The following is a 19,660-nucleotide window of genomic DNA, read 5'->3' as shown; positions in this document are numbered from 1 at the left end:
GTTCAGCCGCGCTTGGGCATCATCCGCAGCAGGGTGTTATCCCGCACCACGTAATGGTGATAGATCCCGGCCAGTGCGTGCAGGCCGATCAGCCAGTAGCCAATGGTGCCGCCCAGTTCATGCCACTCCTGGATCTGCTTGGCCAGCGCCTTGTCTTCCGAAACCAGCATTGGCAGGTCAAAGCCGTAAAACATCACTTGATTACCCTTGGCGCTGGTGACCAGCCACCCGAGAATCGGCATCGCGATCATGAAAATGTACAGCGCCCAGTGCATTAACTTCGCCAACGTAATTTGCCATTTGGGCGAGGCGGGGAAGATCTGCGGTGCGGGTCCCAGGCTGCGGGCGAACAAGCGCAGCCAGACCAGCACGAACACGGTCAGGCCCAGCATGAAGTGCGATTCAACAATCAGCGCGCGACCGCCACTGCCTTTGGGAAAGATCCCGCGAAACTCGATACAGGCATAAACCAGCGCCAACAAGACCAGCATCAACCAATGCAGCGTGATCGATACGGTGCTGTAGCGTGATTCGGAATTCTTCCAGGGCATACGGTGTTCCTCACAGGTCTGGTCTGAAACCACCGTTCTTGACCGACGGCGTTCCTTAACTGTAATCCGCTTTGGCGGATTTGCCTTGGGTGATTGTGCCGTATAACGCTCTGGTTCAGGTGATCGACATCAAAAAAGCGCCAGTTCCGTAATGGAGCTGACGCTTTTTTATGCGCAGAAAACCGCGATCAACTGCTTTGCGGCATTTCGCCATTCGCCAGGCGCTTGTTGATGTCGGCGATTACTTCCGGCAAGTCGGTGATGGTGTCGATCATGTAGTGCGGACGCGAGCCTTCGAACATCGCGTGGATGCGCTTGCGTTCGCTGTCCAGCTTATCGCTGCCGAGGGCGCGATAGCCTTCGTAGTCCAGGCCCAGCGCGTTGCCCGAGCAGATCAGCGCCACGGTCCACATGCCGGCACGACGACCTTCGAGAATGCCCGGCACGGTGTCGTCGATCTTCACGCAGGCGGCGACGTCGTCGATGCCCAGCGCAATCACGTTGGCCAGGGCCTGGGCCGGCCAAGGGCGACCGTTGGGGACTTCGTCAGTGGCGACCACGTGGTCGGCGACGTAACCGTTGGTGGCGGCCAGCTCGACCACTTTGTCCATGACCTGTTTCGGGTAGCCGGAGCACGAACCGATCTTGATTCCTTGCTGACGCAGGGTGGCGATGGTGTCCAGTGCGCCCGGAATCAGGGCCGAGTGTTCGGCGATTTTTTCGATTTGCAGCGGCATGAAGCGTTTGTAGATAGCGGTGACATCATCGTCGGTCGGTGCGCGGCCGAACACGGCGCGATAACGCTCAGCGACTTGTGGCTGATCGCACAGGGTACGGATGTGGTCCCACTTGCCCATGCCCATCGGTCCGCGGGCTTCTTCGATGGAGACCTGGACGTCGAACTCGGCGAAGGCTTCGACGAAAATCTGGGTGGGAGCGAAGGAGCCGAAGTCAACGACGGTACCGGCCCAGTCGAGGATGGCGGCCTGGAGTTTGGTTGGGTTTGCGTAGTTCATGTCTCAAATCCTGTCTGTTGGAATGATGAGCAAATTTGTGTAGCAGATGGTTGTGCGTCAGATCTCTAACACTTCCATCTCGCGCAGGACTTCGGCAACCGCCGCCACGGCCGCGTGCATCTCGGCCTGGTTGACGTGGCCGATGCAGCCGACGCGGAAGGTTTCAACCTGGGTCAATTTGCCGGGGTAGAGGATGAATCCCTTGGCCTTGACCCGTTCGTAGAACTCCTTGAACTGGTAACGCGGGTCTTTCGGCGCGTGGAACGTGACGATGATCGGCGCCTGAATCGCGGCGGGCAGGAAGCTGCGCAGACCGAGCCGGGCCATGTCTTCCAGCAACACGTTGCAGTTGTCGGCATAGCGCTGATGCCGCGCCGGCAGGCCACCTTCTTCGTTGTATTGCAGCAAGGCTTCGTGCAGCGCCGCGACCACATGGGTCGGCGGGGTGAAGCGCCATTGACCGGTCTTGGCCATGTAGGTGTGCTGGTCGAACAGGTCCATCGCCAGCGAGTGCGAGTTGCCGGCGGCGTTGGCCAACGACTCTTTGCGAGCAAAGACGAAGCCCATGCCCGGTACGCCTTCCAGGCATTTGCCGGACGCGGCGATCAGGGCGTCGAACGGCACCTGTTGCGCATCCACCGGCAGCGCGCCGAAAGAGCTCATGGCGTCGATGATCAAGCGCTTGCCGTGTTGCGCAATGACGTTGGCGATTTCCGGCAGCGGATTGAGGATGCCGGTGCTGGTTTCGCAGTGAATCAGTGCGACGTGGGTGATGCTGGCGTCGGCGTGCAGCAGACGGTCGACGTCGGCGGCGGTGGTCGGTTCGTCTTCAGCGGTTTCGAAGGTGCTGAAGGAGCGGCCGAGCACTTCGCAGATCTTCGCCAGGCGTTTGCCGTAGGCGCCGTTGATCAGCACCAATACTTTGCCATTGCGGGGCACCAGCGTGCCGATCGCTGCCTCGACCGCGAAAGTACCGCTGCCTTGCAGGGGCACGCAGTGGTGGCTGGTGCCGCCGTTGATGATCGCCAGCAGTTGTTCGCACAGGCTGGCGGTCAGTTGATTGAAGCGGTCATCCCATGAACCCCAGTCGACCATCATCGCCTGACGGGTGCGGGCCGATGTGGTCAGTGGGCCGGGGGTAAGCAGGATGGGTTCGGCAGTACTCATTCTCGTGTCCTCGCATTCGATGGGATGAAGCTACGGGACATAAATTGCAATTTGCCGTGCTATCAATCAAATTGTTTGTTGTTATGCCAGCCATCAGTGAGAGTTATTCATGAACCTGTTTCAGCTTCGGGCCTTTGATGCCGTGGCCCGCGAAGGCAGCTTTACCCGCGCCGCCGCGCGGTTGTTCATCAGTCAGCCGGCGGTGACCGGGCACATCAAGGCCCTGGAAGAGCATTACCAGATCACCTTGTTGCGCCGTACCGCACGACGGGTGGAGCTGACGGAGGAGGGCACCAAACTGGCCGCGATCACCCGGGCCATGTTCGGCCTGGCGGAAGAGGCACAGGTGATGCTCGAAGCGAACCGGCAGTTGCTGACCGGACGGCTTGAAGTGGCGGCAGACGGGCCGCACATGGTCATGCCGATGCTGGCCAGTCTGCGCGCGCGCTACCCCGGCATCACCGTCAACCTGCGGCTGGGCAATGCCCAGGAAACCCTGGCGGCGTTATTGTCCGAGCACGCCGACGTGGCGGTGTTGACCGAGGTTGAACCGCGCAAGGGCCTGCATTTACAGGCACTGAGCGAATCGCGGATTTGCGCATTGGTGCCGCAAAGTCATCGTTGGGCGAAAGCTTCCAGCGTGAAGCTCAAGGAACTGGATCAGGTGATCATGGTGTTGCGTGAGCCGAGTTCGATTACCCGACGCACGTTCGATCAGGCCTGCGATTCGGCGAAGGTCAGTCCACGGGTGTTGCTGGAGCTGGACAGTCGTGAAGCAGTGACCGAGGCGGTGGCGGCGGAGTTGGGGGTGGGGGTGGTGTCGTCGGTGGAAGTGAGCCATGACCCACGGGTGGCGGCGGTGCCGATTGTGGGCGAGGGGTTGGTTAACCGGCACATGATCGGGTGCATGGAGCGGCGGCGGGATTTGCGCTTGATTCAGGCGTTTTTTGATCTGGCGCCGGTCAGTTAGAAACGAGGTGCGGCTATCGCGGGCCTGCCTACACCAGACTCTCGCGAACCATCTCCAGAAACGTCGCCACCACCCGCCGCGAACTCTGCTCACGCAAGCACACCAGCGTCTCCGTCAGCCGCCGTTTGCAATCAGTAATCGGCAACGCGCAAACCCTTGAGTCGGCACCAAACTCGGCGGCCGACACCACCCCAACCCCAATCCCGACCACCACCGCCTCCCGCGCCGCTTCCCGTCCTTCCACCTGAATCGCCGGGCGAATGCGAAACCCCGCCCGGGCCATTTCCTCTTCCAGCGTCTGGCGTGTCACCGAACCGATTTCACGCAGCACCAACGGCGTGTCATCCAGGTCCGCAAGGCAGATCGATTCGCGATCCGCCCACGGATGATGGCGTGAAACAAACGCCACCATCGGGTCATTGCGCAATGGCAGCGAGATCAGCCGTTCATCACTGACATCCCGGCCCAACAACGCCAGGTCGGCCTGATAGTTGAACAGACGAAACAGCGACTCATCGGTGTTGCCGGTTTCAATCTTCACGCTGATGCCCGGATAGCGTTCGCAGAACCGCGCGATCTGCGGCAGCACGTGCACCGGCGCATCCACCGCGAGGATCAGGCTGCCGGTCTGCAAGGCTTGAGAGTCCTGCAAAAGCTCCTGGGCTTCGGCCTCGATCACGAACAGCCGTTGCGTGATGGCGAGCAAGCGCTCGCCCAGATCCGTCAGGCGCACCGAGCGTTTGTTGCGGTGAAACAACAACACACCGAAGCGCTCCTCGAGTTTGCGCACCTGGTCGGAAATCGCCGGTTGCGTGAGGAATAGCCGCTCGGCGGCTTTGGTAAAGCTTCCGTGGACGGCCACGGCGTGGAAGGCTTTGAGTTGGGCGTGGGAAACCGACATCGAAACCTCCAGTAACAAGCTGAGCTTATTTTGGAAATACGATAAATCGATTTCACTTATTAATCAGTAATTGTTTTTATCCACCTCAGCCCCGGTGACTGGTCAGTCGAACAGCCGCGGTGGCCATGAGTCTGTGCGTGCAACAGCAGGACTCATCTGACCGGTATCGCGACAGGGAATCCGCGATACCGCAGTGCTCAACAATAAAAACACAGGCGTTTTCTTCCAATTCTGCCGGCACACTCACACCCTGAGGTCAGAACCACAATGAACAATCCCATCGGCACCATCAAGCGCTGGCGCGTGCAGATCTTCGCGATCACCTGGCTCGCCTACGCCGCTTTCTACTTCACCCGCAAAGCATTTTCCGTGGCCAAACTGGGGATCGCCGAAGACCCCACCTTCATGCTCGACAAAATGGCCATGGCCAACCTCGACGCGATCTACCTGGCGGCGTACGCCCTCGGGCAGTTCACCTGGGGCATGCTCGCCGACCGCTTTGGCCCACGGGTCGTGGTGCTCGGCGGGTTACTGATTTCGGCGGCGGCAGCGCTGGTGATGGGCACTTACGCGACACTGCCGATCTTCGCCACCTGCATGTTGATTCAAGGGTTGGCGCAGTCCACCGGCTGGTCCGGGCTGTGCAAAAACCTCGGCAGTTTCTTCCCCGCGCAGCAGCGCGGCAGGGTGCTGGGGTTATGGAGTTCCTGCTATGCCTTTGGTGGGCTGGTGGCATCGCCGTTTGCGGGCTGGTGGGCGTATACGCTGATCGGCACCTGGCATGCGGCGTTCATTTCCAGTGCGGCGGTGGTTGGGCTGGTCGCCGTGCTGTTTTTTATTTTTCAACGCAACACACCGCAAGACGTCGGCCTGCCGGCGGTGGACATCGAACCCGAGTTGACCGCCGAAGAGGCTGACGCGCAAAGCAAGATCAGCATCCTGGAACCCTTGAAGGAAATCCTGCGCAACCGCACGGTGCTGGTGCTGGGCCTGGCGTACTTTCTGCTGAAACCGGCGCGTTACGCGATTCTGCTATGGGGCCCGGTGATCGTGTTCGAGCAAATGCCGACGGTGGGCAAGGTCGGCGCGGCGATCATCCCGACCGCGTTTGAACTGGCCGGGTTGCTCGGGCCGATCCTGCTGGGTCTGGCATCGGACAAAGTGTTCGGTGCGCGCCGCATGCCGGCCTGCGTCCTCAGCCTGTTGGCGCTGACCGTGACCCTGGCCTTGTTCATGGGCGCCTTGCACACCGGCAGCGTCTTGCAGGTGGTCGTGCTGTTGTTTGTCATGGGCCTGACCCTGTACGGGCCGGACTCGATGATCAGCGGTGCGGCAGCGATTGATTTCGGCACCGCCAAGGCGGGCGCGACGGCAGCGGGTTTCGTCAACGGTTGCGGTTCGGTCGGGGCGATTCTTGGCGGATTGCTGCCGGGCTACTTCGACTCGGTCACCGTGTTCATCGTCTTCGCCGGTTGCGCCTTGTTCTCGGCCCTGGTGTTGATTCCCCACTGGAACAGCCGCCCGGCTGGCCTGCGTACCAACTATCCCTTCGTGCCCAATCGGGCGATGGCGATCAAACCCCTGCGTACCTGAATCCTGTCCCTCGCAGCCTGCTGCACGGGCGGCAGGCTGGCGTGTGGGCATCTGACTGGAGATTTCCCCATGAGACCCTTTTGGCTGGACCAGGCCTTAAAGGCTGATACGTCCGACACTTGCCCGGCGCTGGATGGCGATACCCGTGCAGACGTGTGCATCGTCGGTGGCGGCTACACCGGTTTGTGGACGGCGATCATGCTCAAGGAGCAGAACCCGGAACTCGATGTGGTGCTGATCGAGGCCGACATCTGCGGGGCCGGTGCCAGCGGCCGCAACGGCGGTTGTGCGTTGTCGTGGTCGGCCAAGTATTTCACCCTCGAGCGACTGTTCGGTGTCGAGGAGGCGGTACGCCTGGTCAAGGAATCCGAGCGCAGCATTTACGCGATTGGCACCTTCTGCGAACAGTATGGCGTGGAGGCCGATTACCGCCTCGATGGCACGCTCTACACCGCGACCAATCGCGCCCAGTGTGGCTCGACCGATGCGGTGATTGCCGCGCTGGAGCGCAACGGCATCAACTCGTTCACCCAGCGCCCGGTCGCCGACGTGCAACGCATGGCCGGTTCCAGCAAGCATCTGGAGGGCTGGTTTTCCCCGGCGGCCGCCAGCGTGCAACCCGGGAAACTGGTGCGCGGTTTGCGGCGGGTGGCGTTGCAGTTGGGCGTGAGCATTCATGAGAACACTGCGATGACCGGGTTGGAGGAGGGCAAGCCAGCGGGGATTCAAACCCGCAACGGCACCGTTCGCGCAGACCGGGTGGTGCTGGCAATGAACGCCTGGATGGCCCGGGCGTTCCCGCAGTTCGAGCGCAGCGTGGCGATTGTCTCCAGCGACATGTTGATCACCGAGCCGCGCCCCGATCTGCTCGACGAGATCGGCCTGACCAGCGGCGTCACCGTGCTTGATTCGCGGATTTTCGTGCACTACTACCACAACACCCCGGACGGCCGGATCATGCTCGGCAAGGGCGGCAACACCTTCGCCTATGGCGGGCGGATGTTGCCGGTGTTCGATCAGCCGTCTCCGTACGCCGGGTTGTTGAAAGACAGCCTGAACGAGTTCTTTCCTGCGTTTGCCGACGCCAGGGTCGAGGCGACCTGGAATGGTCCGTCGGATCGTTCGGTCACCGGTCTGCCGTTCTTTGGTCAGATGAGCGCCAGCGGGAATGTGTTCTACGGGTTCGGTTATTCCGGCAGCGGCGTTGGCCCGTGCCACATGGGCGGGCAGATTCTGGCCTCGATGGTCCTGGGGCTGGACAATGCCTGGACCCGTTCACCATTGGTGAACGGTCCTTTAGGGTTTTTTCCGCCGGAGCCGATTCGTTACCTCGGTTCCCTGATGGTGCGCAACGCCATCCGCCGCAAGGAGCGCGCCGAAGATCACGGCCGCAGGCCACGGCACCTGGACGTACGCCTGGCCAAGTTTGCCGCGGCGGCCGGCAAGGCGGACAAGGGCTAGCGATTGATCAGCCAATCGAGCAGCAATCGCCCATCGCTGCGCGGTGGATAGGCGGCGCGGGGCTTGGTCGGGTGGAAGACGGTGGCGCACAACACCGGGCGATCCGGGTCGCTGTCGAGAAAGCTGATGAGCACTTCGGTGCCGGCGAGGGGCAGGCTGGCGGGATCAATCCCGCCTTGCGGTGTGGCGAGGGCCACGGGAAGCCACAGGCCGATGGATTCATCCGCGTCCTCTTCCAGTGCTGGCCACAGCCGCACGTGGATTCGATGTTGCTCATCCAGCGCTGCCGGTTGTCCGGCGACGCCCAGCACTAACGCCCTCTGATAGCCTGGAATGCTCGGCCGGGGTTGCGTGAGCGCGGGCCTGAATTCCGTTGACCAGGGAATGGCGGTGAACTGATTGCTGTAGCGACGGGGACGTTGGTCGGCGAGGATTGAAGGCTGTTGCCCGCCGTGCTGGACGTCGGTGATCAGCCACTGATCGTTGAAGCCCGACAGGGGATGTTCCATCACTTGCACGATGCTGCCACTGCGCAAGCCGGCGTGATCACTTTGGCCTTCAATCTGTCGATGCTGGCAACGCAGACGCTCCAGTGACCGGCGACTGAGTTGCTCGCGGTGCGCCTGCTCGGGGGCGGGGCGACCGGTGAAGGGGAATGTCTTGGCCAAGGTATGGTTGGCGGCGCCGTCACCCGATGCACCCGATGCCTGAAATCCTCGATTGTTGGCAACGCGGCGGGTGGGCAGGACACGTGCGTTATGACGTTGGGACAGCTCACTGATCACCGGCAAAGACGTCTCGCTGGGCGCATCCTCTTGAAAGGGCAGCACGAGCGGCTCCTGGGGGAATGTCTGGCTGTCATCCGCCAGTACCAGCACATGCCCATTGCACTGCTGTTCAAAGTGATAGTGGATGCCTTCTTCTTCGCATAGCCGCTGCATCAGTGTCAGGTCGGACTCTTCGTATTGAATGCAAAACGGCCGGGGCGGGTAGTGCACGGTGGCCAGTTCCAGACGATAGCTGTCCTCGGACAGCGCATGCTCCTGGAACAATTGACGCAGGATGGCCGGCACGCTGAGGTGATGAAACACCCGACGACAGCGGTGACGGTCGAGGGTTTGCAGGTAAGGCACCAGCACCAGGTGATAGCCGATGCAATGCGGGCCGCGGTGTTCACGGCTGGCGCTGTGAAGAATGCCGTGAACAGCGGTGCGATCGCCCATCGTCAGCAGGGCCGGTTGTTGCAGCAACGGGTCTAGGTTCATCGCCGGTGCCAGGCCAATCACTTCAATGTCGAACCGGTAGGGCCGGTTCAGGCCTTCGGTGCCACTGAATGTCAACACCTGCAGGCTTAAACCGCTGTCGAGGAGGGTCAGGGTGTAGAGACTTTCCTTGTCGTTGTGCATCGAGTGCGCTTCTGCCTTGGATTGCGGACGCGAAGGGTACGAAACCGCGCCGCTCAATGGTCACCGCAAATCGCTGTTTCAGAATCGCCCTACGAGTGCTGGCGAAAATGTCGATCGGTGAAGCCGGTGGACCCGGCGCATTTTTTGGTCGATTGCCAACTTTAGGCCGTATAAACTTGCGCAACGCGTCGGCCAATAGATGTCTCGGCGCCACAGATCAAGAGAGTGAGTAATGGGCGCACAGTGGAAGGTTAAACACAAAGAAGCGGCATCCAACGCCAAGGGCAAGATCTTCGGCAAACTGGTGAAAGAAATCACCATTGCTGCGCGTAACGGCGCCGATACCGCCACCAACGCACACCTGCGACTTGTGGTTGAACAGGCCAAGAAAGCCTCGATGCCCAAGGAAACCCTCGATCGCGCGATCAAGAAAGGCGCGGGCCTGTTGGGCGAAACCGTGCAATACCATCGCGTGACTTACGAAGGCTTTGCCCCGCATCAGGTACCGCTGATCGTTGAATGCGTGACCGACAACATCAACCGCACCGTAGCGGAAATCCGCGTGGCGTTCCGTAAGGGCCAACTGGGCGCTTCCGGTTCCGTGGCGTGGGACTTCAACCATGTCGGCATGATCGAAGCGTCCCCGGACACTCCGGATGCCGATCCGGAAATGGCGGCGATTGAAGCCGGTGCCCAGGATTTTGAACCGGGCGAAGAAGAGGGCACGACCCTGTTCCTGACCGAACCTGCGGACCTGGACGCGGTGCAAAAAGCACTGCCGGAGCAAGGTTTCACGGTGTTGTCGGCGAAACTGGGCTACCAGCCGAAGAATCCGGTCAGCGGTTTGAGCGATGAGCAGATGGCTGAGGTTGAAGCGTTCCTGGAAGGCCTCGACAACCATGATGATGTGCAGGATATGTTTGTCGGTCTGGCTGGGTAATTTGTTGCTTCAGTAATACCGCTATCGCGAGCAGGCTCACTCCTGCACGGGTCTGCGTCATACACAGATCCAAGGTAGGAGTGAGCCTGTCTCCGGGCGGCGTTCCGACGATTGACCCGCAGCGGTCACCGATCCTGAAGTTCCCGCACAATCTCGCCAAACCCCGGCCGCTTCAGCACCTCAGGGTGACAGCAGCGCTCCTGCAACACCTCCAGCTCCTCACGCGCAACCTCGCTCAACCCCGAGTCGATGCGTTCCAGCAACTCCCCCAGCAACACCCCAAATGCCCGCACCTCGATCCGTTGCAGCGCCCGGCTTTCAGGGCTGTCGCAGGTTGCGTGGAAAGACGCCGCGCCAAAATCCCCCAGCAGGCAATCACCGTCCTCGTTCCACAGGATGTTGTGGCCGTAGAGGTCGCCGTGGGTGATGCCATGCTGGTGCAAATGCCTGGCCACCGAGGCGACGCCATGGGCGATGCGCAATGCCACGCCCGCGCTGAAGCGGGTGTCATCGGTGTAGACGTCCCGCGTGCAGGACGCCAGGCTTGGCAGCGCGGCCAGGTTTCGATAACTCGGATCGATCAGTTGCATGACCAACCCGGCTTGTTGCTCGGGATGATCGACGATTCGGCCTTCGACGCGGATCAGGTTCGGGTGAAGGCCGGCGGTGATGCAGGCGTTCATTTCGTGCAGGGGTGAACCATCGCTGGTCATTTCGCCCTTGTAGAGCTTGACCGCGACCTGCGTGGCCGGTTGCTCCGGTTGCGCCCAGGTGGCCCGATGAATCACCCCCGAAGCGCCTTCGCCCAATTGCTGCTCCAGGTGCAGTTGCTCCCAGGGAATCCGCGGAGTGGCTTGCAGCGCTGCGGCATCCGCTTCGGTTTCCAGCGGATTACCGGCATACGCCAGCCACGTCAGGCTGGGCAGGGCCAGTAGCCATTCGGGCAGTTCCTTGAACTGATTGGCGGCGATGCGGATCAGCTCGAGTCGATGGCACTGGCTCAGGCTGCGGGGCAGGCGTTGCAAGCGGTTGCCGGCGAGCATGAGTTTTTGCAGGTTCGGGCGGTCGCCCAGTTCCGTGGGCAGTTCAGTGATGCGGTTGTCAGTCAGGATCAACCAGCGCAGCAACGGCGGCAGCGCGGCGGCGGGGACCGTTTCGATGGCATTGGAGCGGAAGCCGATCATCGTCAGCGCGGCGCATTGGCCCAGGCACGCGGGCAGTTCGGTGAACAGGTTGTCCGAGCAGAACAGCACGCGTAACCGGGTCAGGCGATGCAGGTCATCCGGCAGACTGCGCAAGGCGTTGCCGCTGAGGTTGAGCACCTCCAGCGAGTCCGCCAGGTCGAAGATTTCCCGAGGGAACTCTGTCAGGCCGCAGGCCAGGTCCAGGCGGGTGATGCCAGTCAATTGGCCGGCGCGCAATTGGGCGAGGGTATCCATGGGCGGGTTCGCTATTGATCAGGGGAAGGCGCGGTGGCCTGGAAATGGGCGACATGATAGCGGTAAAGGAGGCTCGTCTGTCAGGCCGGTGCGCGTACTTCCAGCAACTGACCCAAGCGGCTGCGCGTGCGCGCCAGGTCGATGGCATCGCCGCCCAGGCTTTCGCGCAACGATTGCTGGCCGAGCAGTGTCAGGTGTTTGTCCTGATCGTATAGAACGTCGATCAGATTGATGAACCGCTGCTGCGCGGCCATCGAACAGTCGGCGAGGTTGGGCAGGTCGTCGATGATCCAGTGATCAAAACGCCGGCACAACTCCAGATAATCCATGACCGCCGTGGGGTGATCGCACAGATCGCCAAAGGTGAACCCGATGGTCCGCTCTTCGCAATGCCGCGCTTGAAGGTGCCGGGTGCCGACCGCCAATTGCAGCGGCGGGGTGACGCGTTCGGGCAGGTTCAACGCCTGCCGTTGCGTCACGCTGCCCGGCCAGACATACCGGCCTTGGGTAAACACCTGCTGCGCATGGGATCTGACCTGACTGCGGTAGTCATGCGGGCCCCCGACTTCCATCACTTGCAAGCGGGCGTGGATCAGGTCGATGACCGGCTTGAAACGGGCGTGGTAGAGCGGGTTGGGCAGCAAACCTTCCGGCGGATAATTGGACGTCACCAGCAGCAGAATGCCGCGACGAAACAGCGCCTTGAACAGCCGCGTGATGAGCATCGCATCGCCGATGTCATGGACGTGAAACTCGTCGAAACACAGCACCCGGCAGTCGCTCAGCAGTTCATCGAGGGTGAAGGCCAGCGCATCGGGCTGATCGCGGTGGGTGAACATGCCCTGATGCAAGCGGGCAAAGAACTCGTGGAAGTGCAGTCGCTGTTTTTCCTCGACCGCAATCGCCTGGAAAAAGCCGTCGAGCAACCAGCTCTTGCCGCGACCGACTGCGCCATGCAAATAGAGACCGGGAAGCGTTTTTGTCGACGCGCCAAGCAGCGCCGTGGCGTTTTGCGCCATGCAGTCGATCACTCGCTGCTGGCTGTGACTGAGGGTGTAGCCCTGGGCATGGGCTTTCTGGCGGAAGTAATCGTGGACGGCTTTACCGGCCGCCGTACCGCTGGCAGGGGCGGCAAGCGCCTTGCCGAAAAGGCTGCGCAAGGAAGGCAAGCGTGGAGTCAGTCGCGAACGGTTGGGCAGTCGAGCGGCCATTGTCATGTCACCCCGAAGTCGTCAGCCGGCTCCCCGAGCAGCGGCGGCGTAGTGTAACCAGATGGGTAATTACCCATCCAGTCATGTCGACGGACGAATCGGGTAGACCCCTGGAGCTCGACAGCCGCTACATCAATCGTGTGGCTGCCGAGCTGGGTGCGGGGGCGGTTATCTAGCGTTCGATGCTGCGATTCCAGCGTGCGTTCCACGCCGGGCGCTGTTCGTTGACCTGGTCCCAATCGATGGCAATCGCTGTTTCCAGGTAATGCTTCATCGCCTCGACCTGGCCGCGCGTCTTGTCGGTGGTCGGGGTGTTCGGGTTGGAGGGGATCTGGTCGCCGTCTTCAAGTGCGGCGGCTTGCGCTTCAGGCGTCAGCAGGAACGCGGCGAGTTTTTGTGCCAGTTCCGGCTGGGTATTGTTGGCGATGGCGCACTCGGCAACGTTGAGCACCACGGCGCCTTCCTTCGGTTGCGCGTACTCGACCGGCATGCCTTTGAGTTTCAGCGCGGTGACTTGAGTCGGGGTCAACGGGAACAGCGCGGCTTCGTCGGTCTGAAGCATTTCTGAAATTTTCGCCGAGCTCGGAATGTATTCCAGCACGTTGCGCCCGACGGTGTTCGGCCAGGCCTTGAATCCCGGCTCGACGTCGGTTTCGCTGCCGCCCTGAATGCGGTTGAACATCAGGAAACCGTGCAGGCCGAAGGTCGACGAGGCCATCGACTGGAACACCAGTTTGTCCTTGAAGCGCGGGTCGGCCATGTCCATCCACGACGTCGGCGCGCTCCAGCCTTTTTCCTTGAACAACCGGGTGTTGTACGCCAGCCCGGTGACGCCGAGGCTCACTGCCACGGCCTGGTCCTTGATTCGGCCCTTGGCCGGAATCTGCGCCAGGGTCGGGCTGTCCTCAAGTTTGTCGCACAGGCCCATGGCGATGGCGCGGTACATGATGCCGTCGTCGAGGAACATCACGTGCAACTGCGGGTTGCCTTTGCTGGCCTGGACCTTGGCCAGGATGTCGGCGGAGGTGCCCGGCACGATGACCACTTTGACGTTATTGGCTTTTTCGAACACCGGCAACACCTTGTCGGCGTACAGCCGCTCCATGGTCCCGCCGTTCATGCCCAGGTAAAGCGTCGGCTTGGCGTGAGCCTGGGTCACCGTGAGCAGGGCGCTCAGGCATGAAAATCCGAGCAGTGCAGTGCGTTTGAAATGATTCATTGGCGCGACCTTCCTCTATCAAGCTACGGAAATGGAGTGAAACCGGGTGATGGAAAACGCATCCAGCGACGTCGACGAGGCGCCGTTGCAGATGATCTCGGTGAGCGCCTGGCCCACCGCCGGCCCGATCTGGAAACCCGCGCCGGCAAAGCCGAACGCGTGCAACAAGCCGGGTTGCGTGCTGCTGTGGCCGATCACCGGTTGGCGGTCGGGCAGATAACCTTCGGTGCCGCTCCAGGTGCGAATCGCCTGGGCGCCTTCAAGAAATGGATAGAGCTCGACGGCCTGGCGCAGGATTTCGATCACCGCCTGCTGGCCGGGGCGTGCGCGGGCCGCGTCGAGGGCAAAGCCCTGTCCACCGCCAAGCACGCAATTACCGCGAGCGACCTGACGGGCATAAATGCCGCCGCCTTCGACGCCGGTGCTGGCGTTCATCACCAGTGGCAACGGCTCGGTGACCAGCATCGCCGGGTGCCCGGCGTGCATGGGCACTGCTTCGCCGAACTGTTCGGCGAGGTGGCCGGCCCAGGCGCCGGCGCAGTTCAGCAGCCATGGCGCGTGCAGTTCCAGACCGTTGTGGGCGCTGACCCGAAAGCACTGGCCGTCGTGCTCCACCGCAGTGACGGCGCACTGTTCATGCACCTGTGCGCCGTGGCGCCGCGCGGCTTGGGCGAAGGCGGGTGAGACCAGTCGCGGGTTGGCGTGACCGTCGTCGGGGCAATACGAAGCACCCACGGCGACGTCGCCGACCCAGGGAAAACGTGCGCGCAATTCAGCGCGATCCAGTAGCTGCAAATCGAGGCCGAAACCCTGGCTGCTGGCGGCGTAATCCTGCAACGCACGCAAGTCGTCGAGGCTGCGTGCGAGCTTCAAATGACCGCTGCGTTGATATTCACCGTCAATGCCAATCAACTGGGGCAGTTGTTCCCAGATCTCGTGTGCCCGTTGCGACAAGGGCAGTTGTGACAGCGGTCGACCCTGACGCCGCACGCCGCCATAATTCACACCGCTGGAATGCGAGCCGCAAAAGTCCCGCTCCAGCAACGCCACGCGACGTCCGGCTTTGCTGAGGAACAGGGCGGCCGAGGCGCCGACAATGCCGCCGCCGATGATGATCGCATCGACTTCGATCACGATTCGACCTCCAGGCCAAACGGCAGCGGCTTGACCGGCGCCTGTGCGCGCAGCCGACCGATCTGCGACACGGCACGCTGACTCTCACCGGCAATGATTTCTGCGGTGGCGGCGCCGCACATCCGCCCCTGGCAGCGACCCATGCCCGCGCGGCAATGGGCTTTGACCCGGTTGATTTCCCAGTGGCCCTCGCGCACAACCTGACGGATGTCACCGGCGCGCACTTCTTCGCAGCGACAGATCATCACCTCGTCAGCGGTTTGGGCTGCCCAGTGTTCGGGGAAGATGAAGGCCTGTTCCAGCCCTTTGCGAAAGGTGTTTATCCGGGTGAGCGATTGCTCGAGTTGGACGCAGCGCTGTGGCGCGATCAGGTGGCCGCTGTCTTCGAGCACCGCCAAGGCGGCTCGTTCACCGGCCATTTCCGCGGCATCGGCGCCCATGATCCCGGCGCCGTCACCGGCCAGGTACACCTCGGCGACACTGCTGCGTCCGGCGCTGTCACGTTGCGGTAGCCAGGCGCGGTTGAGCGGGTTCCAGGCAAATTCGCAGCCGAGCAAATCGGCGAGTTGGGTTTCGCTGCGCAAGCCATGGGCGAACGCGACGGCGTCGCATGCCATTTGATGTTCGCCCTTTGCGTCGGACCAGTTCAGCGACCGCACGCGGTGTTCGCCCTCGATGCGTTGCAAGGTGGCGCCCTGATGCACCGGGATGCCGTGAGCGCTCAGCCAGCTGCGGTAATAAATGCCTTTAGCCAGCGTGGCCGGTTGCGCGAGCAGGCCGGGCAGGGCGCGGACCTGGGCACTGAACGGCGAACTGTCGAGTACCGCGACCACCTTCGCACCGGCCTTGGCGTATTGGTACGCGACCAGGTACAGCAACGGGCCGCTGCCGGCGAACACCACGCGTTCACCGATGGCGCAGCCCTGGAATTTCAGGGCGATCTGCGCGGCGCCGAGGCTGTAGACGCCTGGCAGCGTCCAGCCTTGCACCGGCAGAATCCGGTCGGTAGCGCCCGTGGCGACAATCACGCGGGAGAACTCAATGCGTGCGGCGCGGCCTTCATGCAGCGTGTCGAGCGCCTCCGCTTCGGCGTTCCACACCAGGGTGTCGGGCCGATAGTCGAGTTGTTCGCGCAGGGTATCGAGGGTCTGATGCAGCGCCTTGGCCTTGCGTGCTTCGAAGCCATACAACTTGACCGCCGAGCGCTTGAAGTTGGCCGGCTGACGCCGATAAATCTGCCCGCCACCGCGCGCGGCTTCATCCAGCAACACCGGGCGAACGCCATGTGCCACCAGCGTCTGCGCCGCCCGAATCCCGGCGGGGCCGGCGCCGATGATGACCACAGGCTTCTTCATACCCACCACCCTTTAGCCGACAGCCACAAAATCCCTGTGGGAGCGGGCTTGCCCGCGATGACGATCGCACATTCAAAATCGATGTTGGCTGAAAGTCCGCCATCGCGGGCAAGCCCGCTCCCACAGGGGGGGAGGTTTCGGCAGATAGACACGGTGTTCATAGCGAGCGCCCCGGTTCGCGGGTGATGTGGTGGTCGGTTTCAAGCAGCGTCGAGCACGCGCGGACGCGTCGGCCGTCGCCCAGGCGGACCCAGCAGTCCTGGCACGCGCCCATCAGGCAGAACCCGGCGCGGGGTTCGGCGCTGAAGTCGCTGCCGCGCAGGTGCTCGCTGCAGGTCAGCACCGCGGTCAGCACGGTGTCGCCGAGCAGGGCGCTGGCCGGTTGGCCGTCGAGGGTAAAGTTCACGGCCGGGCGATCGCCCTCGGCCAGTCGTTTCAGCAAAGCCATGGCGCCCTCATTGTTTTCCCACCAGCACCCGATCAAGGCCGTAGACCCGATCAAGCAGAATCATCGTCAGCGCGGTCAGCGCGATCACTAGGGCCGACACCGCCGCCATCATCGGATCGATGGATTCGGTGGCGTACACGTACATGCGCACCGGCAGGGTTTGCGTGGCCGGCGAGGTAACGAAAATCGACAGCGTGACCTCGTCAAAGCTGTTGATGAACGCCAGCAACCAGCCCCCCGCAACGCCCGGCAGAATCATCGGCAAGGTGATTTCCCGGAACAGCGTGAAGCGCCCGGCGCCGAGGGATTGCGCGGCATGTTCGGCGCTGCGGTCCAGGCCAATGGCCGACGCCAGCACCAGTCGCAGCACGTACGGCGTGATCACCAGCACGTGGGCGAAAATCAGCCAGGCGAAGCTGCCGTTGACCCCCATCAGCGCAAACAGACGCAGCAAGGCAACGCCCAGCACCAGGTGTGGAATGATGATCGGCGACAGGAACAGACCGTTGAAAAAATCCCGTCCGGGAAACTCGAAACGGGTGATTGCCAACGCCGCCGGCACCGCAATCAGGGTCGCCAGGCTGGCGGCGCAAAACGCCAGGATCAAACTGTTGTAGAACGCATCGACAAAGTCGGCGCGCTCGAACACCGCGCGGAACCAGCGCAGGGAAAACTCGGTGGTCGGCAGGCTCAGGGTGTTTTCCGGGGTGAACGCGACGAGGCAGACCACCACCAGCGGCGCGAGCATGAACAGCACCACCAGGGCGTGAAACAGCAGGGCGAAAGGACCGTTCTTGGACATGACGAGTTATCCCAATGACTTCTTGTAGCGGCCTTCGATCATCCGGTTCCACGACAGCATGATCAGCAGGTTGAGCACCAGCAGCGCCACGGCAATCGCCGCGCCCATCGGCCAGTTCAGCTCCGACAGGTACTGGTCGTAGATCAGCGTGGCGACCATTTTCAGGCGACGCCCGCCCAACAGGCCGGGGATCGCAAATGAGCTGGCGGCGAGGCCGAACACGATCAAGGTGCCGGAAAGAACGCCGGGCATGATCTGCGGCAGAATCACCTGGCGCATCACCGTGAAGTGACTGGCGCCGAGGGACATCGCGGCTTGTTCGGCGGCCGGGTCGAGTTTCTGCAGTGAGGTCCAGACCGGAATGATCATGAACGGCAGCATCACGTGGACCAGCGCAATCACCACCGCAAACGGCGTGTACAACAGCTTCATCGGCGAACCGCCGAAGGCTTGCAGGGTTTGATTGACCAGGCCGTCGGCGCCGAGCAGCAGGCTCCAGCCGAACGCGCGCACCACCACCGAAATCAGCAGCGGCGTGAGGATCAAGATCAGAAAGATCGAACGCCACGGCGCGCCCATGCGGCTGAGGATGTAAGCCTCGGGCACGCCGATCACCACGCACAGCAGGGTGGTCAGGGCGCTGATCCACATCGTGCGCAGAAAGATTTCGTAGAAGTACGGGTCGCCCAGCAGGCTGCTGTAGTGACTGAGGGTGTAGGCGTCGCTCTTGATCCCCGAGCTGTAGTCGAAGACGTTGAACGACAACACCAGCGTCAGTAGCAGCGGGATGGCCAACAGGCTGATGTACAACGCCAGGGCCGGTGCCGACAACAAGTAGCCCTGACGCCCCTGGCGAACGGCGGCCAACGTACTCATGCCGACACCTCGTCGACCGTCAGCACCCGCAGCAACTTTGCATCCCAGTCGAGGCCGACCGCCGTGCCTTCGTTCAGCGGCGTCGAGCCGTCGTTGCGACGCACCACACTGATGTCACCCAAGGCCGTGGAGACGCCGTATAACCATTGGCTGCCGAGGAAGAAGCGGCTGGCAATCTTGCCTTGCAGACGCCCGTGATCTTGTTCGCGCAGATCGATTTTTTCCGGGCGCAGGCTCAGGGTCAGGTCGCCGCCACTGCGCACCTGCACCACGCCGGCACTGTCACGCTCGCCGGGCAGCAGGTTGGCTTTGCCGACGAAGCCGGAAATGAACTCGGTGCGCGGATGTTCGTAGAGGGTGTAAGGCGCGTCGATTTGCGTGATGCGCCCGGCCTGCATCACCACCACGCGGTCGCTGATGGACAGCGCTTCGGATTGGTCGTGGGTGACCATCAGCGTGGTGATCCCGACTTCGCGCTGGATGCGGCGGATTTCGAACTGCATCTCTTCGCGCAGGTTGGCATCGAGGTTGGACAGCGGCTCGTCGAGCAGCAGCACCGGCGGCTCGATCACCAAGGCCCGGGCCAGTGCCACACGCTGGCGCTGACCACCGGAAAGCTCGCGGGGATAACGCTCGGCGTGTTGATCCAGGCGCACCAGTTTCAACACCCGGGCCACGCGTTGCTGCAACTCGGCGGCGGGCACTTTGCGCATCCGCAGGCCGAAGGCGACGTTGTCCTTGACGGTCATGTGCGGGAACAGCGCGTAACTCTGGAACACCACGCCCAGTCCACGGCTGGCGGGTTTGGCGTGGGTGATGTCGCGGCCGTCGAGCAGGATGCGACCGCTGGTGACTTCGACGAAGCCGGCGATCATTTGCAGGGTGGTGGTTTTGCCGCACCCGGACGGACCGAGCAGGGACACGAACTCGCCTTTCTCTACCGAGAGGTTAGTGGCGACGACGGCGTCGATCTCACCGTAACGTTTGCCGAGTCCTTCAAGTTGCACAAAAGCCATGACTGCGCTCCACCTGAGATTGTTATGCGTCACCCGAAGGCGCGCTTTTTTGTATGGGCAGATACGAAAAGGTCTTGCGGGGTGCGTTGGCGCTCGACTGGAGTCGGCTGCCGCTGTTGTTCGAATCGCCCCTGTGGACGCAGATTAGGACGAAG

The 19,660-nt window shown here is 62.2% G+C and carries 18 protein-coding genes; 4 read left to right on the top strand and 14 right to left on the bottom strand.

Translation table 11 applies throughout. The features are described 5' to 3' along the window. Positions 1 to 2: 2 nt before the first annotated feature. The 3 genes from SB725_RS28645 to SB725_RS28635 form a co-directional block, all read right to left on the bottom strand. The gene (locus SB725_RS28645) at positions 3 to 551 is read right to left on the bottom strand and encodes a cytochrome b (RefSeq protein ID WP_027925030.1); all 549 of its coding nucleotides are present in this window, start codon (positions 549 to 551) and stop codon (positions 3 to 5) included. 188 nt (positions 552 to 739) lie between these two features. Next, positions 740 to 1,567 (bottom strand): phosphonoacetaldehyde hydrolase, encoded by an 828-nt coding sequence (gene phnX / locus SB725_RS28640; RefSeq protein ID WP_027925031.1) that lies wholly within the window; start codon positions 1,565 to 1,567, stop codon positions 740 to 742. 57 nt (positions 1,568 to 1,624) lie between these two features. Continuing rightward, positions 1,625 to 2,734, bottom strand: coding sequence for a 2-aminoethylphosphonate--pyruvate transaminase (locus tag SB725_RS28635; protein ID WP_027925032.1), 1,110 nt, complete (start codon positions 2,732 to 2,734; stop codon positions 1,625 to 1,627). Positions 2,735 to 2,843: 109 nt separating this feature from the next. Here SB725_RS28635 and SB725_RS28630 point away from each other — a divergent pair, with 109 nt between their 5' ends. Beyond that, positions 2,844 to 3,704, top strand: coding sequence for a LysR substrate-binding domain-containing protein (locus tag SB725_RS28630; protein WP_027925033.1), 861 nt, complete (start codon positions 2,844 to 2,846; stop codon positions 3,702 to 3,704). A 28-nt stretch (positions 3,705 to 3,732) separates the two neighbouring features. Here the strand turns inward: SB725_RS28630 and SB725_RS28625 are convergent, their stop codons facing one another. Further along, the gene (locus SB725_RS28625) at positions 3,733 to 4,605 is read right to left on the bottom strand and encodes a LysR family transcriptional regulator (RefSeq protein WP_027925034.1); all 873 of its coding nucleotides are present in this window, start codon (positions 4,603 to 4,605) and stop codon (positions 3,733 to 3,735) included. Between the two features lie 267 nt (positions 4,606 to 4,872). Between SB725_RS28625 and SB725_RS28620 the strand changes: the two genes are divergently transcribed. Then, positions 4,873 to 6,198: an MFS transporter gene (locus SB725_RS28620; protein WP_410922923.1), complete on the top strand. Its 1,326-nt coding sequence runs from the start codon at positions 4,873 to 4,875 to the stop codon at positions 6,196 to 6,198. A 69-nt stretch (positions 6,199 to 6,267) separates the two neighbouring features. Continuing rightward, positions 6,268 to 7,659 carry an FAD-dependent oxidoreductase gene (locus SB725_RS28615; protein WP_059182551.1) on the top strand — a complete coding sequence of 464 codons (1,392 nt, stop codon included), beginning with the start codon at positions 6,268 to 6,270 and terminating at the stop codon, positions 7,657 to 7,659. Here the strand turns inward: SB725_RS28615 and SB725_RS28610 are convergent. Further along, positions 7,656 to 9,065, bottom strand: coding sequence for a type VI secretion system Vgr family protein (locus tag SB725_RS28610; protein ID WP_059182552.1), 1,410 nt, complete (start codon positions 9,063 to 9,065; stop codon positions 7,656 to 7,658). The genes SB725_RS28615 and SB725_RS28610 overlap by 4 nt on opposite strands. A gap of 232 nt (positions 9,066 to 9,297) precedes the next feature. Here SB725_RS28610 and SB725_RS28605 point away from each other — a divergent pair, with 232 nt between their 5' ends. Beyond that, positions 9,298 to 10,005, top strand: a complete 708-nt coding sequence (locus tag SB725_RS28605; protein WP_027925038.1) for a YebC/PmpR family DNA-binding transcriptional regulator — start codon at positions 9,298 to 9,300, stop codon at positions 10,003 to 10,005. 125 nt (positions 10,006 to 10,130) lie between these two features. Here SB725_RS28605 and SB725_RS28600 read toward each other — a convergent pair whose 3' ends face one another. From SB725_RS28600 to SB725_RS28560, 9 genes are all read right to left on the bottom strand, one after another. Further along, complete coding sequence (locus SB725_RS28600; protein WP_059182553.1) at positions 10,131 to 11,444, bottom strand: leucine-rich repeat-containing protein kinase family protein; 1,314 nt, start codon at positions 11,442 to 11,444, stop codon at positions 10,131 to 10,133. 80 nt (positions 11,445 to 11,524) lie between these two features. After that, positions 11,525 to 12,655 carry a cell division protein ZapE gene (gene zapE, locus SB725_RS28595; protein WP_410922922.1) on the bottom strand — a complete coding sequence of 377 codons (1,131 nt, stop codon included), beginning with the start codon at positions 12,653 to 12,655 and terminating at the stop codon, positions 11,525 to 11,527. A gap of 172 nt (positions 12,656 to 12,827) precedes the next feature. After that, positions 12,828 to 13,874: an ABC transporter substrate-binding protein gene (locus tag SB725_RS28590; protein WP_410922921.1), complete on the bottom strand. Its 1,047-nt coding sequence runs from the start codon at positions 13,872 to 13,874 to the stop codon at positions 12,828 to 12,830. Between the two features lie 18 nt (positions 13,875 to 13,892). After that, positions 13,893 to 15,008: an NAD(P)/FAD-dependent oxidoreductase gene (locus SB725_RS28585; RefSeq protein ID WP_194940374.1), complete on the bottom strand. Its 1,116-nt coding sequence runs from the start codon at positions 15,006 to 15,008 to the stop codon at positions 13,893 to 13,895. After that, positions 15,005 to 16,363, bottom strand: coding sequence for an FAD-dependent oxidoreductase (locus SB725_RS28580; RefSeq protein ID WP_410922920.1), 1,359 nt, complete (start codon positions 16,361 to 16,363; stop codon positions 15,005 to 15,007). Before SB725_RS28580 ends, SB725_RS28585 begins: the two co-directional genes overlap by 4 nt. 157 nt (positions 16,364 to 16,520) lie before the next feature. Continuing rightward, the gene (locus SB725_RS28575) at positions 16,521 to 16,811 is read right to left on the bottom strand and encodes a (2Fe-2S)-binding protein (RefSeq protein ID WP_027925044.1); all 291 of its coding nucleotides are present in this window, start codon (positions 16,809 to 16,811) and stop codon (positions 16,521 to 16,523) included. 7 nt (positions 16,812 to 16,818) lie between these two features. Then, entirely contained in the window at positions 16,819 to 17,613 is a 795-nt protein-coding gene (locus tag SB725_RS28570; protein ID WP_027925045.1) for an ABC transporter permease, read from the bottom strand. 6 nt (positions 17,614 to 17,619) lie between these two features. Next, positions 17,620 to 18,489: an ABC transporter permease gene (locus tag SB725_RS28565; RefSeq protein ID WP_059182559.1), complete on the bottom strand. Its 870-nt coding sequence runs from the start codon at positions 18,487 to 18,489 to the stop codon at positions 17,620 to 17,622. Next, a complete protein-coding gene (locus SB725_RS28560; RefSeq protein WP_027925047.1) occupies positions 18,486 to 19,505 on the bottom strand; it encodes an ABC transporter ATP-binding protein in 1,020 nt (339 codons plus the stop codon). The genes SB725_RS28565 and SB725_RS28560 overlap by 4 nt, the downstream gene beginning before the upstream one ends. Positions 19,506 to 19,660: the final 155 nt, after the last annotated feature.

Source organism: Pseudomonas sp. SIMBA_041 (assembly GCF_046535095.1).
Classification (GTDB): domain Bacteria; phylum Pseudomonadota; class Gammaproteobacteria; order Pseudomonadales; family Pseudomonadaceae; genus Aquipseudomonas; species Aquipseudomonas mucoides.
The sequence above is the reverse complement of the archived record's forward strand: the minus strand, read 5'-3'. Positions and strand labels throughout refer to the sequence as shown.